The following is a 19,350-nucleotide window of genomic DNA, read 5'->3' on the forward strand; positions in this document are numbered from 1 at the left end:
ATTCCCTCTCTTTTATAAATTTAGAAATATTTACTTGTTATAGTATGAAAAAACATATCCTTGAAGGAGCTCACATGAACACATATATGTCTAAGAAATTTCTATCTATCATCGGTTGTTTAGCCGTAATGATGGTCACTTTCATTATTGCTGGCTGTTCTGATAATAATCCAGTAACGGCAGCCCTCGATAACAAACCAACTGTAGCCAATCAATTACGTCAATTAAAACCTTACATGGATGCAGCTAATACATTTAATACATATTCCACCAAAAATGCGACTATGATTCAACCAACGATGGATCAACTACGCAGTGGTGGACATAATTCAACGATTGTACTGCCACCATATGCTGATTTACAAACGGCACTGAAAGCGGCCCAAAGTGAGGGCTCTAGTGGTTCAAAAGAGGTAGATGAGGCCACAACTAATGTATTAACAATCCTACAGGATATGGTCCCAGTAAGCAAAGAATTGGAAGATTACTACAAAAACCAAACTTTTACAAAAGATAATTACATGGGTAGTGACAGTTTGGCGCCCAAATTGATTCCTATGGAGGAAAAATTTACCATTGCCTATAATACACTAGATTTAGCAATTACCAATTATCACAAAGAACTCAATGATACACGTGTGAAGGATTTTCAAGCAGATAGAAAAGAAAATGCAGTGAAATTCATTCAAATCAATATGTTAATGAGTGAAACCATAGACATGATTAATCCAGATGGCACAACGGATGTGAAAAAGGTGGAGGCTAACTTAAAACAAATTACGGATAGCGTAAATACTCTTGAACAAGGTACAACAACGGCTACGCAAAAAGCGGTGAAAGAATATCAAGACGCTGTACGTCAATTCATAACTGCGGCACAGAGCTATATTACAGTTAACTCCACATTCCTAGAGGCATATAATCAATTATTTGATATCTATAATGCCACTATGAACAAGGCGGATGCGGTGAATATGGATGAGCTAGATAAGATAAAATAAATATAATTATACTGAAAGAGGCGACACCGCGCGGTGTCGCCTCTTTGCGTATACGTCTACTCCTCTTAATTATAGCTTATATAAAAGTTATTTTTCTATACCGATACCGTCGAGCGCATGCCATGCAAAAATCTATTGGCTACAGATTTTCTATCTGCTTCTACGATAAACTTACGTGCTGACAATTCACCCTGTGAATCGACTACGAGTTGCAATGGATTATGTTCTTGACCTACCTCAAAAATAGAGCTGAGCAATACTTTCGTGTATGGATGTTGGCCCTCACAAATATGATACGCATCTAATTCTTCCACTACAGCACCTTTATACATAACGGCCACTTTATGACACATAGTTCTAATGAAAGCAATATCATGGGCAATAAAGATATAGGACAAATTCTTTTTCTTTTGCAATCGTGCCAACAAGAAGCAAATGGAATCTTGTACAGACACGTCAAGAGCACTAGTGGCCTCATCAAATACAAGAATCTCTGGCTCTAATACGATAGCACGCGCAATGGCAACACGCTGACGTTGACCACCACTCATTTCATGCGGATATCTGTGCATAAATTCACGAGGCAAATCGACCATTTCAAGATATTGTCCAACAATATCTTCTTCTGTTCCCTTTTTCAAAAGTCCAAAATTATATAATGGTTCTAGAATGATATCTTTTACTTTCATCCGAGGATTACAAGCTGCGCTGGGATCCTGAAATACCATTTGAATTTTCTGACGATATGCACGCTCCTCATCTTTATTCATGTTAGAGATATCCACACCATCAATAATAATTTGCCCTTCACTAAGGGACATCATTTTCATAATCATACGTGCCAACGTGGATTTACCAGAACCAGATTCCCCTACAATACCTAATGACTCACCACGTTCTAATGTAATATTCACCTTATTACAAGCTCGTAATGTACCACCAGTAGGCAGGCGAAAGTCTTTACACACACCTTTTAGTTCCAAAATAGTACTAGCCTGTGGAGCTATATTTTCTCTATTCGACATATCGGCCACCTCCTAATGTTGGTACTGAATCCATTAAATGTTTTGTATACTCATGACTAGGGTTTTCTAAAACATCCTTCGCCATTCCAGAATCTACTACACGTCCTGATTTCATAACAAGAATTTTATCCGCCATATGCGCTGCTACACCTAGATTGTGCGTTACAATGATAATCGCAGTTCCCTGATTTTTTGCCAGTGCCTTCATTTCAAGTACAACTTGTGCTTGGGTTGTGACATCCAATGCTGATGTTGGTTCATCACCTAATAATAATTTAGGTGATAATGCTAGTCCCATAGCAACACCTAACCGTTGGCGTTGACCACCACTGAGCTCATAAGGATACCGTTGTAATATATCTACCCCAGCAGTCAATGCTACACTCGCCAACAAGCTAATAGCTTTTGCATCGCATTCTTCATCAGAAAGTGTTTCATGTGTTTTGAAATACTCTCGGAATTGTTTTCCAATTTTTTGAATAGGATCTAGGGCACTACCACTATCTTGGAAAATCATGGAGATTTCTTTTCCTCGGATAGGCTGCCATTCTCTTTTAGCCAAATTATTGAGAGACCGACCTTCAAAAACGATATCGCCCGTTGTTATTTTACCACCCGTCGAAAGCAACCCTAAAATAGCTCGAATAACCGTAGTTTTGCCTGAGCCAGACTCACCTACTATGGCGAGGACTTCGCCTTTATTAAGGGTGAAATTCACATCCATTACAGTTGGATTATCCTGATAAGCGATATGTAAATTTTTAACATCTAATAAAAGCTCCTCGCTCATAGTGTTCCTTTCAACATATTTACTAACTCATTCTAGATATTTAATAATAACACTTTATACAACTAACACATCACACCACATTATTTAGAAATTTTGTTTGTAATCCAATAGTAATCACTTGGATACATAACAACATTGTTAAGGTATTTAGCATTAACAATATTAGTTTTAGGATAGCCAAAGAATAATGCTGCACCATCGTTCATCAATAATTGTTGAATTTGGATTGCATATTCTCTGCGTTTAGCTGGATCAAACTCTACAGTAGCGGCTTCTAATAATTGGTCAACTTGTGGATTGGAATATCCAGATCCATTTTGAGGGTTAGAACCATCGATATTAGTATGCCAGTAATTGCCAAGGAACCAGATTGGATCACCAGTATTAGCCGTTACGATATTAGAAATCAACATATCGTATTTACCTTCTTTACCGATACCATCAAGTAAGTTGTAATCTACTGTTTGGATTTTCATATCGATACCAATTTTTTTCAAATCTGCTTGCAATGCTTCTGCATATAACGGCAATTCTGCACGAGAGTTATACACAATGAAATTGAACGTCAATGGTTGGCCATTTTTATCTACAATGCCATCTCCATTTGTATCAGTCCAACCGGATTGTGCTAACAACTGTTTTGAACGGTCAGGATTGTATGCATTAGGATCTTTTAATTGATCAAACCCGTAATCCATAGATGGTGGAATTGGTGCAGAACCTGGAAGGAATGTACCTTTCAACAATACATCTGCATAGTTTTTACGATCTGCCGCAGAAATCACAGCGTCACGCACATTTTTATCCCCCAATACACCATTCATATTAATACGCGCTAATACAACACGAAGGGATGTAATCTCATCCACCTTAAATTTATCATTGTCTTTAAATAAGCCGATTTCACCTGGACCAATGTTAACAGCCATATCTACATCGCCTGATTGCAATGACATGGCACGTGTATTTGGATCATCGATGGATGGAATTTCTACTGTTTTAAATGGTACTGCACCATCCCAGTAATTTGGATTGGCTTCCATCACAGCGAGCTCTTTTGTAAAGCTTTTTACTACATATGGACCTGTACCAATAGGACCTTGTTTTGCGAAATCACGGCCGTCTCTCTCAGATTGAACATCTACAACAAGGAAGAATGGATCAGCTAACAAGCTTGGTAAATTAGGATATTCTTTATCTGTTTTAATAATTAAATCTTGCCCCTTAGCTTCTAGGCTTTCATATTGGAAGAATGTTTTAGGCATTGAACTCTTGGCAAAGGCACGTTCAAGGGATTCTTTGACAGCTTGTGCCGTTACCGGTTTGCCATTAGAGAATTTAACATTATCCTTAACAGTAATTGTCCAAGTTCTTTTATCATCCGCCACAGACCATTTAGCAGCAAGCCATGGCACTGGTTTCATTTGTTTATCAAATTTAGTTAATGTTTCGCCCACACCATAGCGCATAACAACCCAGGAGAAGAAGTTTTCTGCTGGATCCAAACTACTTGCAAAGTTGGTAACGGCTACTTTAAGTGTATCTTTGTTCTCAGCATTTTTAGAATCATTACCACAACCTGCTAAGAATGCTCCACACATAAGCACACTCAGCCCTACTAATAAAGATTTCTTTAGACTTTTCTTCATTTGAATCCTCCATACTACATACAACACAGATAGTCCCCTATTTAGCACTATCAATCACTTATATCAATGCCCAATAGCAAGATATCCTAACCTTCATTTTTTGGATCCACTACATCGCGTAATGCATCACTCCACAAGTTAAAGATGGAAACAACAATTAAAATAGATGCACCTGGGAAAATCATTAACCACGGTGCTAGTTGTAAATACTGACGGCCTTCATTGAGCATCAAGCCCCATTCTGGCGTAGGTGGTTGAGCACCAAACCCCAGGAAAGATAAACCCGCCACTTCTATCATCATTACCCCTAAATCAAGTGCCCCCGTTGTTACTATTAGTGGCATAATATTCGGGATAATATGTCTACGCAAAATGGTCCATGTTGAAGCCCCCATCATGATAGAAGCTGTTACAAACTCTTCTTGCCGTACTTTCAACGTTAATGACCTAACAATACGTGCATATTTAGCCCACCCAACGATTGTAAGAGACAAAATAGTATTCGCTATACTACCACCCAAAATACCTGCGATAGCAATAGCCAAAATAATACCTGGGAACGATAACACTATATCTGTAATTCGCATCAATACAACTTCAATAAATCCGCCAAAATAGCCCGCCACAGCCCCAATGATAGTACCGATAAGAACCATCGTAATAACAATCGTAAAGCCCATGAATAAGGATAGTTGTGTGCCATATACAATACGTGATAACACATCACGACCTAATTTATCTGTACCAAACCAATGCTCACTACTAGGGGCCTTTAAAGCATCTGCCATGTTAGAGTTAAAGGCATCACCTGGCGCCAAATGCGGTGCAAATATAGCTATAAATATAATCAGCAACATTAATGCACTATAGAGGGAAAACAATTTATTTTTTTGGATAAAATCTTTCATTTATTGTTGCCCCCTTTTCAATCTTGGATCTAATAATCGATAAGACACATCCACAAGGGCATTAATAATCATAAACCCTACGGCTACCCATAGTACAAATCCTTGCACCAATGGATAATCACGCATGGTAATGGCATACACCGCCATATTACCGAGTCCTGGCCATGCAAAGACCATCTCAATAACCGTAACACCACCGAGCAAATACCCGACAAGTACACCAAGTAATGTAATTAATGGTAAAAGAGCATTTGGTAAAATATGACCAAATAAAATTTTCCATTCAGCTATCCCTCTAGAACGAGCACCAATTACATAATCCTTTTGCATTTCCTCCAGAATAACTAACCGAACTTGACGCATATATTTGGAGCCCACCACGACAGCCATAGTAGTAGCCGGTAAGATAACTCCAGAAAAAGAAATTTTTGAGGAAGCAATAGGTACTAGGCCAAGTTTCAGTCCAAAGATATAAATCAAAATTAAGCCTAACCAAAATGTTGGCATGGACACACCCACAAAGGACAAAGACCGTAAGATATAATCAATTTTCTTGTTCTGATTTATAGCACTTATAATACCTGCTGGGACAGCATATAGAATAATCAATATTGTTGAGGCCGCAGCTAACATCAATGTTCCGGGCAATGATTCAAGCATGCGATCTACCACTGGAATTTTGGCAGAATAGGACATACCTAAATCACCTTGCACAGCATTAATCGCCCAATCTGCATATCGTACCAAAAAGGGTTTATCCAAGCCTAACTCAGCACGGACCTCATCTAATTCTTGTTGCGATACAATACGGTCCCCCGACTCTAATAGCATCATCGCTGGATCGCCTGGTGCCAAGTAGGTCAAACAAAATGTTAAAAATGAAATGCCCACCAATGTTATTACGAATTGCGATATATATTTCACTATACCTTTTACCATAGACAACTCCCTCTACCACAACCAGCATGTAAATAACTACTGCGATTCAAACTACTATTGAAAATTCTTTAACTACTACTGCGAATACCATAACCTATTAAGGTATTCAAATATCCGAAAAAAATTGAGCTAACCAATCCTTTACTCACTTGAGAAAGGACTGATTAACTCTAGTCATATACATACTATCTAGTTGCGCATCAGTCACCAGCATTTCAATGGCTATCTCATCACCCTCATGATTCGATAGTCTTTACTATACGCATTGTAGATATTGTAATCCATAATCTCGTGAGCAGGCTTTCTGACTTATGCTTCATTACGCTTTTCCGCCTTCCCAGTTTCCCAGTGACCCTTGTTGAAAAACGTTCCACATTACAGCTACATTCGTAGTTCAGGATTTACACCTGATTTCCTCTTTTACGCTCGGCCATGCCGACACTCTCTTTAGTCAAATTATGTTATAAATATACTACAATGGTGAAAGCCATACAATTCCCATACCCCTATAAGTATTGATAATTACTAGCTTTCTTGCTAACTATTATTCATATGTATAGACCTCAAAAAATGAGACAAATTCTAATTTATACGAATATATCTATGAAAATTTTTCGGGGTAACTCTCTCGATATCAAATCTCATAATTTTCATATAACCAACATTCATATGATATTTCTCATACACATGATAAATCCGATTCACCTCATGGTAAATTCCATTAGTATTCATAGCTTATACCTTATTCATTATAAGGGCACAAAAAAGCCTCGTTCCTGAGAACGAGGCTTTTATTATGAATATTTAATTATGAACGAGGTATTTACTAATCTATCGTACGTTGTACACTACGTAGTGCTTGTAATTTAGGCAAGATTACGAATTTCACTTGGTAAATGACATAGCCCAATGCGATAGTACTGAAACCACCGATGATTGCAATATCTCCACAAGCATAGATAGCATACGCACAGTATGCAAGGCCAAAGATGGAGAACGGAATCATTTTTTCGTTACGAGATAGATGCGCTCCCTCTGTTTTAAGCAATGTATTCAAGGATAAGATACATAAGATGTATGGGAATACATTTGTTACAACAGCTAGGTTAACAAGATTTTCAAATTGTTGACGCAAGGATTCGTCCGCAGTCATCATCGCTAAAGCAGTTTCTACTAAAAGCAAGATGAATACGCCACGAACAGGAGCGTCATTGCTGTTTACACGAGCAAATACTTTTGGGAAGTAACCTTCCTCTGCACAGCTTTTGAATACGCGGGACAATGTAAATTGCCAGCAAAGCAATGCACCACAGCAAGAAATAACCATGGAGGCCATTACGATTTTACCAACTGTGTCGTTAAACATAGTAGCATAAGTTAAACCAAATGGAGCTGTAGAGTTTAATAGATCCAAGTTAGGCACGATACCGGCCATAACATTAGTGGATAATACATAAATAACCGCTACTGCTAATGTGCCAACGAAAGTGGCAATAGGTACATTTTTCTTAGGATTTTCAACTGCATCAGCGTTTGCAGCAGCCGATTCAAAACCAAGGAACGCCCATAATGTAAGAGAAATAGATTCGCTTACAGCGTCAAAAAATGGTAATTCATTCGGATTCCAAGCAGTCATGTACAATTCAGGACTGAACCAGAACCAACCAATGGTACTGATTAAAAATACTGGGACAATGGAGCCCCATACTGTAATATTACTCAAACGACCTGTGAAACGGTTTCCTTTGAAATTAAGGATAGCCGCAAACCACAAAAGGACAACAGTGATTTCACTGACTTGCCATGGGTTCAGATCAAGACCAAATAATACTGCACCGTAGCCAACCGCGGAAACGGCAATCGCTACATTAGCAATGACAAGCGATATGCTATAAGCATAATTCGCCATAAAATGTCCGGTTCTACCAAATTTATATTCTGAGTAGCCACCCATACCGCCTGGCTTGGTATTGAACATACCAGCTTGTGCAAAAATATGAGCTAAGACTAGGGCCCCTACCGCAGTAACGAGCCAAGATAGAATCGAAATAGTTCCTACAGCAGCTAAGTTCGTAGGCAACATAATAATCCCAGCACCAAGCATGTTGGCTGCTACTAGAGTAGTTAGCTGGAATACAGACATTTTTTTAGCGGTGGTTTTCATGTATCAATCCCCTTTCGAACAGGTGAATTTTTTCTCGTCCATAATTCACTTTTAAATATTAAACCGCCAAAACGAATTCAGTTCTTGCGTTAATGGGCGTGAATGTGAATTCGTCGTTTTTAATTCGCAACTAATAATACCACCTATAGTACAAAAATAAAAGAGTTTTTTTCACTCGCCAACCCCTTACAAGCTTAGTAGCCATCAAGGTTTGGAGCACTTTTTTAACGTCCGTTTCTCAAACTGGGCATTATACCTACTTTTTTAGAAAATTTTTGTAAAAGTTTCACTATTGGCGTACATAAAAATTACACGAATTGAATAAAATTGAGTATATTTTATATCTAAAACGAATAGGTTTAATTTTAATGATTCTAGCTATATATTTCTGTCTATTATTTTATATGCCTATATATGATTTTCCGTATCTATGACAGATAAACTCCTCTAATACAAGAAAAACACATTGCATTGTCCACTGTACAGAAACACAATTATAAGAAAATTAAACGCATCTACCTCAACCACTCAGAATTCCTCAGGCATTATCACCAACTTGCTTAATACTATTACAGGCTTCATCCACCATATTAGGGATTCAACAGATCCGATCTCAAACACTGTTAGTGCCTTAACTGGCTCTGGTTCCACCTTACAAGAAAAAATAACAGCCCTTGGTGGCTATATTCAAGCTACCAAGGGATATAATAGCAGTATGACTATTTTCGGAAAAACCATGACAGAGCACTTAGATAATGCAAAACAAGGTAAAACATCCGGATGCAAGGCATTCATATCTTTCACCAAGCGATGACCGAAGGATTTACCAAGGACCATACCAAAGTGTAAATCACTAGCAAAAGCCACTATGTAATCCCGAGATAGATGTTTATTAACATGAATGTCTATGTGATTCATGATGGGGTGTTTCGCTGTATACCAAGCTTTCACCCCAATGTATGCCAATATAGCAATGGTACACCATGCATACATTTTGCCGATTAGTTCCCACAAATTCATATACGTAAAAATAGCATAACTGCCGATGAGCATCCAAATTTGGAAGCCTGTCCATAGCACCAAATAACCAAGTAATAGTAGCGTTGCATAATAGGTGAGGAGCAACCAGTACCCACCGATGGTGACCATGATGCGGTTCAACCACGTAGGCATGTATTTTTCGCAAATATTGGGGATCACGTAGGTAAATGGCATAACAAGGAATGCGAACAATCCCCATCCGGAGTAAAGTTGTGGTATAGCGTGTTAGAACAGTCCCCACTGGAGCAGGCTCGATACAAGGCCTAAGCCGCCAAGAATGAGGTAAAAATATATCGTCTAATCACATTAATTGTCCTTGTTATCATTAATGATTGCCTTCGGCGCTCTTGTGGCGTTGATCGTTTCAAAGTAATCCTACTTTAAAACGAAAAACCTAACGTCCAATCTTTGGTATTACCAGTACCTTAGATCACGTTAGGTTTTTCAATTTCCCATTTTTTGATGAGCCTAACGTCTAGACACGTTGTTGACTCTTTCTGTTTTCATTATAGCACAACAATTAAGACTGTCAAACTAAACAATTCGCCTTGTTACCACTCGCTATGTCATAGTAGAAAACTTATTATTCTTCTACCGAAGTAATAATAGCCGTCCATTTCGCAATTTGTGCTTCTTCGTCAGCGATGAGTTGTTTCCCCACTTGGCGTTGACGTTCTACGCATTCAGGGGCAGTACCGCTATAGTTATTACGGCCCGCCACACATGCCTCAATAGTGATGGCATCTAGAATATCCGCATCAAAATGACTAGAAATAGCCTTGAAATCATCAACAGATAAATCTAGCAATACGCAACCTTTTTGAATACAGTGTTGTACCGCAGAGCCAACGATTTCATGAGCTTCACGGAATGGCACACCTTTTTTAGCTAAGTAATCGGCCATATCAGTAGCATTAGAGAAATCATCATTTAACACAGCATGCATGCGTTTACCATTTACAGTCATGCCACGAAGCATAGCTGTATTGATAGACAATGCAAATGTTACGGTATCGATGGCATCAAAAATACCTTCCTTATCCTCTTGCATATCTTTGTTGTATGTCAAAGGTAACCCTTTTAATGTCGTCAATAGACCAAGTAGGTGCCCATAGGTGCGGCCTGTTTTACCACGCACGAGCTCACATACATCAGGATTTTTCTTTTGTGGCATAATGCTAGAACCTGTGCAATGTGCATCGTCTAGCTCAATGAAACCAAATTCATTCGTAGACCACAAGATAAGTTCTTCACTTAAACGGCTCAAATGCATCATCACAAGGGATGCAAAGCTCAAGAATTCTACTACGTAATCACGATCACTAACGGCATCCATACTATTTTCATATATACGGGAGAAAGCAAGTAATTGTTGAGTATAGGTTTGGTCAATGCCATAGGTGCTACCCGCTAGAGCACCAGCGCCTAACGGCATGATGTCTGCATGCTTGAACACCAAAGGCAACCGATCAAAGTCACGTTCCAACATGGAGAAGTAGGCCATCATGTGATGCGCGAACAATACAGGTTGCGCCCGTTGCAAATGAGTATATCCAGGCATGATGACATCACTGTATTTTTCGGATACTTCGATAAGTGCCTTTTGCATATCTACGATGAGCTCGCCCATGTGTGTTACAGCTCTACGTACATACATGTGCAAATCTACCGCACATTGGTCATTACGGCTACGGCCTGTGTGTAAACGACCGCCTGCTTCACCGATGTCGTCAGTCAACCGTTTTTCGATGTTCATATGAATATCCTCTAAGGATACGGAGAATGGGAATTCCCCTGCATCGATTTGACCTTTAATTTTTGTAAGACCTGCTACGATATCGTCACAGTCCTTTTGAGATATGATGTTTTGTTTCGCTAGCATTTTAGCATGTGCTTTACTGCCAGCAATATCTTCTGCGTACATTCTAGCATCAAAAGCGATAGAGGATGTAAAATCCTCTACCGCTTTATCTGTGCCCTTTGTGAACCGTCCGCCCCAAAGTTTAGCCATTATAAACCTGCCTTTTCTTTCATCAAAGCATTAATTTTTAGAGGTAAGCCGAACAAGTTGATGAACCCTTCAGCATCTGCTTGGTTGTATACTTCGTCTTCTTCGAAAGTAACGAATTCTTGGTTGTACAAGGAGTAAGGAGAAGTTGCACCAGCATTAATGATGTTGCCTTTGTACAATTTCAATTTTACTTCCCCAGTTACAGTTTGTTGTGTCGCATCAACGAAACCTTGTAATGCGCTCATCAATGGAGCAAACCACATGCCATCATATACGAGTTCAGCGTATTTATTAGCAATCAATTCTTTGTAGTGGTAAGTAGCTCTGTCTAGGCAAAGGTATTCCATTTCTCTGTGTGCGTACATGATGATGGATCCGCCTGGATTTTCGTATACGCCACGGGATTTCATGCCCACTAGACGGTTTTCTACGATATCTACAACGCCAACGCCATTTCTAGCGCCGATTTCGTTCAATGCTTCGAGCAATTGTAATGGAGTGCCTTCTTTGCCATTCACAGCTACTGGCACGCCTTCTTTGAAGGATACAGTTACATATTCTGTTTCATCAGGAGCTTGTTCAGGAGTATGTGTTACCAAGTATACATCGTCTTTTGGTGCGTTTGCTGGATCTTCCAAGTCGCCACCTTCATGGGATAAATGCCATACGTTTTGGTCCATGGAATATGGATGTTTTTTAGTTGCTACTACAGGGATATCGTGTTTAGTAGCGTATTCCATACAGTCTTCACGGGATTTCAGTTCCCATTCACGCCAAGGAGCGATGATTTTTGTATTAGGGGACAATGCTTTGATTGTCAATTCAAAACGAACTTGGTCATTACCTTTACCGGTGGCACCATGTGCGATAGCATCAGCGCCTTCTTTGTTGGCAATGTCTACCAAGATTTTTGCGATTAATGGTCTAGCGAAAGATGTGCCCAATAGATATTTACCTTCGTAAATGGCACCCGCTTTTACAGTTGGCCAAATATAATCCGCTACGAACTCTTCTTTTGCATCCACGATGTATGCTTTTGTGGCGCCAGACTTGATAGCCTTTTTCTCTACTGCATCATAATCTTCAGGTTGACCCAAATCAACGCATACGGCGATAACTTCACAACCATAATTTTCTTTTAACCAAGGGATGATAACGGATGTATCTAACCCACCAGAATATGCCAATACGACTTTGTTTGCTTTACCCATGATAACACCTCATACTTTTTACTCTGTGCGTAAACGTCCTCAAAATGCTTTCAATGGTGAAAGTCCCGTCTACGTATATATGTATTATATCTAACAAAAATAATTTTGTCTGTGAACATTCAGTTCACCTGACTACGAATGTAAGTATACACCCGAACAAATATTTATGCAAGTATTTTTTATAAAAATTCCATCACCCCCTAAAAAACATATCAAATACAGTATTTACAAGGATTTATATTCTGTCTTTATAGTCTAATAACATTGATTTATAACTACTATATACAGAAAAAAGAACCCTCTTATACACATTTTTTATGTATAGAGAGAGTTCTTTAGTTACATTTTTTGTATATTCTGTATATTCCGTGTAAATCATTCACCAATATAACCTTTAGCTCGATCACCGCGTTTATCCGCATTCGATTTGCTAGAGCTATCGGAATCACTAGAGCTATTAGATGTTCCCGAATCATTGTTTGAAGACTTGGAGTCACTAGAGCTATCTGAAGCCCCGCCATACTTAGAAGTTATTTCCTTCAAGGTATCTAAACCTTTTTTAGCAGTATCAGCCAAATCATCAAGTTTTTTATTATTGCGACTTTCCAAGTATGTATCATAGTCCATTTCATCTGGCAGGCCTAGTTCTTCTTTAAATGCAGATTCTGCTTCAGACTTGCTAATCATCCCCTGATCAACCATTTGCATCAATACAATATATTGGCGCTCCTTAGCGGCCCTGAAATTAACCTTCGGATCTAAATAACTTGGTGCCTGTGGCAGGCCTGCAAGCATAGCAGATTGAGCAAGAGTCAGACGTCCCGGGGTAGTTTTAAAATACCCTGCGGCAGCTTGTTTAATACCATAATAATCATGACCATAGTAAATAGTATTCATATACATAGTGATAATATCGTCTTTGGAATAATAATGTTCCATCATCACAGCCATCACCGCTTCCTCAACCTTACGAGACATAATTCGTTTGGATGAAAGGAATAGATTTTTCACTAATTGTTGTGTAATAGTGCTACCACCTTCCAGCGTTTCACCAGCTACCGTATTTGTATATAGTGCACGAGCAATGCCCATAGGATCAATGGCACCATGTTCGTAAAACCGTTTATCCTCGATGGCCACAAGCGCCTTTTTAGCGCTTTCACTAATAGCCGTAGATTTCACGCGGTCATTAAAAGGAACTCGACGATTCAACGCATTTTGCACGCCCTCTTGTAAATTCAGTAGACGTTTCAACCGGTCCGTCCGGCTCAACTCGTCCTCCGAGGACTCGATAGTTTGTTCTACCGCGGTATGGGCCACGCTCTGGCGATTCGTGCCCTGCGAGCTATTATACATATCATACGCATACATCCCACCAATAATGAGCACCACAAGTAAGATAAGACGTACAAAAAATTTTATGATAGATTTGATTATAAACATAGATTCACTTTCACCTTGCAGGTGTCCTAAGCTGTTACAAGTTTTCTATATTGTATCACACTCTATCTAGACTTTCATCTATTCATAATTTTGTGAAAGTTCCTCCTAGATAGTCATAAATGATACATGCATAATATTCCATTAACCTGATGTACCTATGCATATATGATATATGTTAAAAATTGGCATAAAACCACCATTTAATGTATAATAGATGAGATGATGAATGCCCTGATAACTATTAAGGAGCGTGTGTATTTATGAAACAATGTATGGATTCGGACAATCTGCATCTCAGATTAAAGAAAATTTTAGGCCAAGTCCAAGCCATCGATCGCATGATTGATGAAGATATTCCTTGCGAGGATGTTCTGAGTCAAATCAATGCAGCAAAATCTGCTCTACACAAAGTCGGTCAAGTCGTACTAGAAGGACATATTAACCACTGTGTCCGTGATGGTATCGAACACGGCGATGTGGATAAGACGATTTCAGATTTTACGAAGGCAGTAGAACGTTTCGCAAACATGGGGAAATAACTGAGTCACTATGTCTTGTGCCCCTCGGCGAGAGACAAGCTCTAAGCTCGGTTCACAAAACAATATTGACATCAACTATAACGTGTGTGCAAAAAAGCCAACCATTCAACGTGAATGGCTGGCTTTTTTATTTGCTAAATTACAATTTTGAATTGAACTTAAAAGACTACAGAGTAAGAACCAGACTCGATATGCGTACGTTGACCACCCATGGACGCTACAATTGGATTGTTAGTAGCCGCTCTATTGGCTACAGCAGCAGAGGAAAATGCAGCAGTATCTAGCATATCTGCACCTTGGTTAATGAAACCTGTTACAGCTACACGAGTTTCTACAGGAGATTTACTTTGTTCAGTAGCCGCTTTATCAGTTACTACAGCATTTACGGATTTCCCATCACTCCCAGTCATGCCTTTCAAGTTATAGTTCAAGCTGACACCTTGTTGAATCTTGCCATATTGGATGTCGTCGGTTTTAACACCATTCTCATTGCGTACCGATGTAACGGAATCGCCCACTTTGAAAGCTGGTGCAGAGCCGGCAACCCCAACATTCACCTTGCTATAAACGCATACACCCCATCAGCCACATTAGTCATAATAACAGATGGTGCAAATAATGCGCCTACTGCCAACAATACAGATACTTTTAAGATTTTTTTGTTCATCCTTTAAACCTCACACTTCTTCAAATTAATAAAACTAATCAATTTATGTCAAATATCAACTAGTTCCACACGATTCTAGCTATAGTTCATTACAGAGTAATCTCATAATAGAACAAATTAAAAACAAATAATTTGCAAGTATCCATAAAAAGAAACTTTTTATTACTCTATTCAAAAACTTTCATCAAAACCCGTCAAAGCTGAAATACAAGAATATGCAAAGAACCCGGGATTATCTAATATTAGTCGCATCATCATAAACATCTTCCTAAAATATAGGTAGACCGTATTATTTTGTATCCTCCGCTAGAGACAAACTCTAAGCCCGCTTCACAAGATAATATTAACCTCAGATATAACGTATATGCCAAAAAAAGCTTCTAATAATCAAAATTGATTATTAGAAGCTTTTTTCAAACTATATCTCTACCATTTATCCGCATCCTCAGAAGGATCATAACTACCTATACCATAACCACCGATTTTAATTGTTCTTGGTTCTTTACCGGTTATATAAAACTCTTTAGTTTCAGGATTCCATTTAGTAATATATTTTGTTTCATCTCTAGCAATGGTACCATCACTATTTTGATACTCTTCCGTTGATGTATAAGCTACAACACCATAACGGCCAAAATAGAATACACCTTTTCGTTCAGGTTCCTTCGGCACAATGTGCGAATTCTTCAACACCTCCACGCTAAAGTTATAAAAAAATGCGGATATGATTGTCGAGGCGAGCTTACGTAGGAGCCGAGACGAGATAATCATATCCGCATTTTTTACTTATTAGTCGTGGTTCGTTGTTAAGAATTTGCTCATTGCAGCCAATGCTTCTTCTTCATCGGGACCATCAGCTGTCAACACTACGGAAGTATCTTTTGTAGCGCCAAGAGTTAATACTGTCAAAATAGATTTAGCATCTGCCGTTTTGCCATTTGCAGCAATTGTTAATTTGGATGCGAATTTAGCATTCATTTGTGTAAATGTTGTGGCTGGACGAGCATGTAAACCAGATTCGTTTGTAATTACAACTGTTAATTCTTTCATAGTAAACCTCTTTCTAATCGGTGATAATGAAAGTCTCTCGACTTTCACCAAGAAAACCGTCGTATTAACACGTGATATTGTACAGTTCTATAGTAGTATTATTGTATCAATTTAAACCTTTTTCGGCTAGTAAGGATTTAGCATAAGCCGTAATCTCCTCAGCCGTATCCATTTCAAGGGCCTTCGCAGCGATACCCTCACATTCTGCTTTGGACACAGAACGAACGATGTTTTTAATCAATGGAATGGAGGATGCGGTCATACTGAATTCATCAAGGCCAAGACCAAGAAGAATCATAGTAGCCATCGGGTCCCCACCCATTTCACCGCACATGCCCGTGAACTTGCCCTGTGCGTGGCTGGCATCAATAACGGTTTTAATCAACCGAAGTACTGCAGGATGTAATGGTTGGTATAGATAACCGATATTCTCATTCATACGATCCACAGCCAATGTATATTGACACAAATCATTCGTACCAATACTAAAGAAATCCACGTATTTCACTAAAATTGGAGATATCACCGCTGCTGCAGGGACCTCAATCATGATGCCTACTTTGATATTTTCGTTAAAATCTTTGCTTTCATTACGTAACTCTTGTTTACATTCGTCCAAGATAGCATTCGCTTTTTTAACTTCCTCAACAGAGGCAATCATAGGATACATAATGTGAATATCCCCAAATGCACTCGCACGCAATAGTGCGCGCAATTGTACTTTAAAAATATCTGGACGATTCAAGGAAATACGGATAGCACGATACCCGAGGAACGGATTCATTTCATGTGGCAAATCAAGGCATTTCAATTCCTTGTCGCCACCGATATCCATGGTGCGGATGATGACAGGCTGTCCCTTCATCTGTTCCGCAACCTTTTTATATTCCCCGAATTGCACGTCCTCCGTTGGCAATGTATCGTTTTCCATATAAAGAAATTCAGTACGGTATAAACCGATGCCGGCTGCGCCCATGGTTAATGCATTTTTACTATCTTTCGCTTTACCGATGTTGCCGAACAATTCCACGTGATGACCATCGGTGGTTACCGCTGGCAAATTGGCAGATTCTTTCAATAATTGCAATTCCTTTTGGAAATCTGCCGCTTTCTGTGTATAGCTAGCAAATTCTTCGTCCGTTGGTTCTAGGATAACGTCACCGTCTGTGCCTAGAACGACGGCTCTTTCACTATTGGTGAAAGCCTCAATATCTCCCAGCCCCATAACGGCTGGAATTTCCAAAGTACGCGCCATAATCGCTGCATGGCTAGTCGGACCGCCAGCTGCGGTAACAATGCCTTTCACAATGGATTTATCTAAAGATGCCGTATCGGATGGTGCCAAATCATGAGCCACCAAAATCACATCACCAGTCACGTGCGAAAGTCCACGCGGGTTCATTCCTAGCATATTACGAAGCAAACGATCACCAATATCCTTGATGTCCGCGCCACGCTCACGCATGTATGGGTCCTCCATGCCGAGAAAAATATCCGCGAAGGTATTGATGGTTTGTTCCGTTGCTGCCACCACATTCATAGCCCCAGATTCTACAAGCGCTTTGATGCCATCAGACAAAGATGGATCTTGGGCAATTTGCATATGCGCCTCGAAAATAGCAGCCTCCTCCGGCCCCATTTCATCGAGGGTTTTCTTTCGAATATTATCTAATTGCTTTAATGTGGCCGCCATAGCACCGGCAAATTTTGCAATTTCTTGATCGACTCCGCCCTCTGGCACAATGTAATCAGGAATAACGATTTCTTCTTGTATATATTTGTACACATTGCCTACCGCAATACCGCGGGAACCAGAGATACCTTTAATACGCATGTGGCTCTACCCTTTCTCAATGAAATGTAAATAACTCTATCTTGTATTTTAACATTTATTAGTAAAAGAATAAAGAAATAATGGGCGTGTCAAGACTCTAATAATGGGCGTGTCAAGACTCTATAGAACATGATATAATAATAAATACGAAATTTAAATTTAATAGATTTCAATGATTTTGTACATATGATATTCCATATACAGCAAGGAGTTTATTACATGAAATTAACAAAGATGCACGGTCTCGGAAATGATTTTGTCGTTTTCTCTGATCCTAATGGTGCAAACAAAGATTATACAGAATTAGCTATCAAATTATGCCATCGTCAAACTGGTATCGGTGCTGATGGCCTTGCTATCGTTGTACCTTCTGATGTAGCAGATATTCGCATGCGTATCATCAATTCTGATGGTAGTGAGGCAGAAATGTGTGGTAATGCCATCCGATGCTTTTCTAAATACGCCTATGAACATGGCCAAATCACGACAGATACTTTCACCATCGAAACATTGGCAGGTATCATGAAACCAAGTTTGACCATTGAAAACGGCAAAGTAACACTAGTAACCGTTGATATGGGAAAACCATTCTTTAACAGTAAAGATATCCCAATGGATGTGAACATCGACAAAGTCATCGACTATCCATTGGAACTGAATGGCGAAATAATCCCTGTTAGTTCTGTATTGATGGGTGTTCCTCATACAGAGGTATTCGTAGAGGACGTAACAAAAATAGCTCTTCATACACAAGGCCCTCAACTAGAAACACACCCAATATTCCCTCGAAAAAGCAATATCAACTATGTTGAGGTTGTAAACGACCATCATATCAAAGTCCGTACTTGGGAACGCGGTGCTGGTGCTACACTTGCATGCGGTACTGGTTCTTGCGCATCCGCAGTCATGTCCTACGAAAAAGGTCTGACGGGCCGCGAAGTAGACGTAGAATTGTACCTAGGCACATTACATATCAGCTATCGTGAAGACAGCACCGTATTTATGACTGGTCCTGCAGAAGAAGTATTTGAAACAGAACTCAATATCGATTAATTATTTGGGACTCATATTCACAGCC

General features: G+C 39.3%; 17 protein-coding genes and 1 riboswitch. Of the genes, 3 read left to right on the forward strand and 14 right to left on the reverse strand.

Features of this window, described 5'->3' with window-relative positions; all coding sequences use genetic code 11:
- Nucleotides 1-74 precede the first annotated feature (74 nt).
- Nucleotides 75-1,001, forward strand: a complete 927-nt coding sequence (locus RVY80_RS01560) for a DUF3829 domain-containing protein (RefSeq protein WP_317329393.1) — start codon at nt 75-77, stop codon at nt 999-1,001.
- 95 nt (nt 1,002-1,096) lie between these two features.
- On the opposite strand, the gene RVY80_RS01565 is transcribed toward RVY80_RS01560, so the two are convergent.
- From RVY80_RS01565 to RVY80_RS01610, 10 genes are all read right to left on the reverse strand, one after another.
- The gene (locus RVY80_RS01565) at nt 1,097-2,026 is read right to left on the reverse strand and encodes an ABC transporter ATP-binding protein (RefSeq protein WP_317329394.1); all 930 of its coding nucleotides are present in this window, start codon (nt 2,024-2,026) and stop codon (nt 1,097-1,099) included.
- Complete coding sequence (locus RVY80_RS01570) at nt 2,016-2,816, reverse strand: ABC transporter ATP-binding protein (protein ID WP_295187418.1); 801 nt, start codon at nt 2,814-2,816, stop codon at nt 2,016-2,018. The genes RVY80_RS01565 and RVY80_RS01570 overlap by 11 nt, the downstream gene beginning before the upstream one ends.
- Nucleotides 2,817-2,896: 80 nt before the next feature.
- Entirely contained in the window at nt 2,897-4,465 is a 1,569-nt protein-coding gene (locus RVY80_RS01575; RefSeq protein WP_295187415.1) for an ABC transporter substrate-binding protein, read from the reverse strand.
- An 86-nt stretch (nt 4,466-4,551) separates the two neighbouring features.
- On the reverse strand, nt 4,552-5,373 hold the full coding sequence (gene nikC / locus RVY80_RS01580) for a nickel transporter permease (protein WP_295193285.1): 822 nt from the start codon (nt 5,371-5,373) through the stop codon (nt 4,552-4,554).
- Nucleotides 5,374-6,312, reverse strand: coding sequence for a nickel ABC transporter permease (gene nikB / locus RVY80_RS01585; RefSeq protein WP_317329395.1), 939 nt, complete (start codon nt 6,310-6,312; stop codon nt 5,374-5,376).
- A 277-nt stretch (nt 6,313-6,589) separates the two neighbouring features.
- Nucleotides 6,590-6,773, reverse strand: a riboswitch (cobalamin riboswitch).
- A 365-nt stretch (nt 6,774-7,138) separates the two neighbouring features.
- Nucleotides 7,139-8,476, reverse strand: a complete 1,338-nt coding sequence (gene potE, locus RVY80_RS01590; RefSeq protein ID WP_317329396.1) for a putrescine-ornithine antiporter — start codon at nt 8,474-8,476, stop codon at nt 7,139-7,141.
- A gap of 687 nt (nt 8,477-9,163) precedes the next feature.
- Entirely contained in the window at nt 9,164-9,691 is a 528-nt protein-coding gene (locus RVY80_RS01595; RefSeq protein ID WP_317329397.1) for a hypothetical protein, read from the reverse strand.
- Between the two features lie 409 nt (nt 9,692-10,100).
- A complete protein-coding gene (argH, locus tag RVY80_RS01600) occupies nt 10,101-11,528 on the reverse strand; it encodes an argininosuccinate lyase (protein ID WP_317329399.1) in 1,428 nt (475 codons plus the stop codon).
- On the reverse strand, nt 11,528-12,739 hold the full coding sequence (locus RVY80_RS01605) for an argininosuccinate synthase (protein WP_317329400.1): 1,212 nt from the start codon (nt 12,737-12,739) through the stop codon (nt 11,528-11,530). Before RVY80_RS01605 ends, argH begins: the two co-directional genes overlap by 1 nt.
- A gap of 375 nt (nt 12,740-13,114) precedes the next feature.
- Nucleotides 13,115-14,182 (reverse strand): transglycosylase domain-containing protein, encoded by a 1,068-nt coding sequence (locus RVY80_RS01610; protein WP_317329401.1) that lies wholly within the window; start codon nt 14,180-14,182, stop codon nt 13,115-13,117.
- Between the two features lie 260 nt (nt 14,183-14,442).
- Here RVY80_RS01610 and RVY80_RS01615 point away from each other — a divergent pair, with 260 nt between their 5' ends.
- Nucleotides 14,443-14,721, forward strand: coding sequence for a metal-sensing transcriptional repressor (locus tag RVY80_RS01615; protein WP_295187395.1), 279 nt, complete (start codon nt 14,443-14,445; stop codon nt 14,719-14,721).
- A gap of 158 nt (nt 14,722-14,879) precedes the next feature.
- On the opposite strand, the gene RVY80_RS01620 is transcribed toward RVY80_RS01615, so the two are convergent.
- The 4 genes from RVY80_RS01620 to ptsP form a co-directional block, all read right to left on the reverse strand.
- Nucleotides 14,880-15,278: a hypothetical protein gene (locus tag RVY80_RS01620; RefSeq protein ID WP_317329402.1), complete on the reverse strand. Its 399-nt coding sequence runs from the start codon at nt 15,276-15,278 to the stop codon at nt 14,880-14,882.
- Nucleotides 15,279-15,814: 536 nt separating this feature from the next.
- A complete protein-coding gene (locus tag RVY80_RS01625; protein WP_295193295.1) occupies nt 15,815-16,078 on the reverse strand; it encodes a hypothetical protein in 264 nt (87 codons plus the stop codon).
- Nucleotides 16,079-16,177: 99 nt separating this feature from the next.
- The gene (locus tag RVY80_RS01630; RefSeq protein WP_295187388.1) at nt 16,178-16,438 is read right to left on the reverse strand and encodes an HPr family phosphocarrier protein; all 261 of its coding nucleotides are present in this window, start codon (nt 16,436-16,438) and stop codon (nt 16,178-16,180) included.
- A gap of 106 nt (nt 16,439-16,544) precedes the next feature.
- The gene (ptsP, locus tag RVY80_RS01635) at nt 16,545-18,272 is read right to left on the reverse strand and encodes a phosphoenolpyruvate--protein phosphotransferase (protein WP_295187386.1); all 1,728 of its coding nucleotides are present in this window, start codon (nt 18,270-18,272) and stop codon (nt 16,545-16,547) included.
- A 219-nt stretch (nt 18,273-18,491) separates the two neighbouring features.
- On the opposite strand from ptsP, the gene dapF reads away from it, so the two are divergent.
- Complete coding sequence (gene dapF / locus RVY80_RS01640; protein ID WP_295187383.1) at nt 18,492-19,325, forward strand: diaminopimelate epimerase; 834 nt, start codon at nt 18,492-18,494, stop codon at nt 19,323-19,325.
- Nucleotides 19,326-19,350 lie beyond the last annotated feature (25 nt).

It is taken from the genome of Veillonella absiana (assembly GCF_032970865.1).
Classification (GTDB): domain Bacteria; phylum Bacillota; class Negativicutes; order Veillonellales; family Veillonellaceae; genus Veillonella; species Veillonella absiana.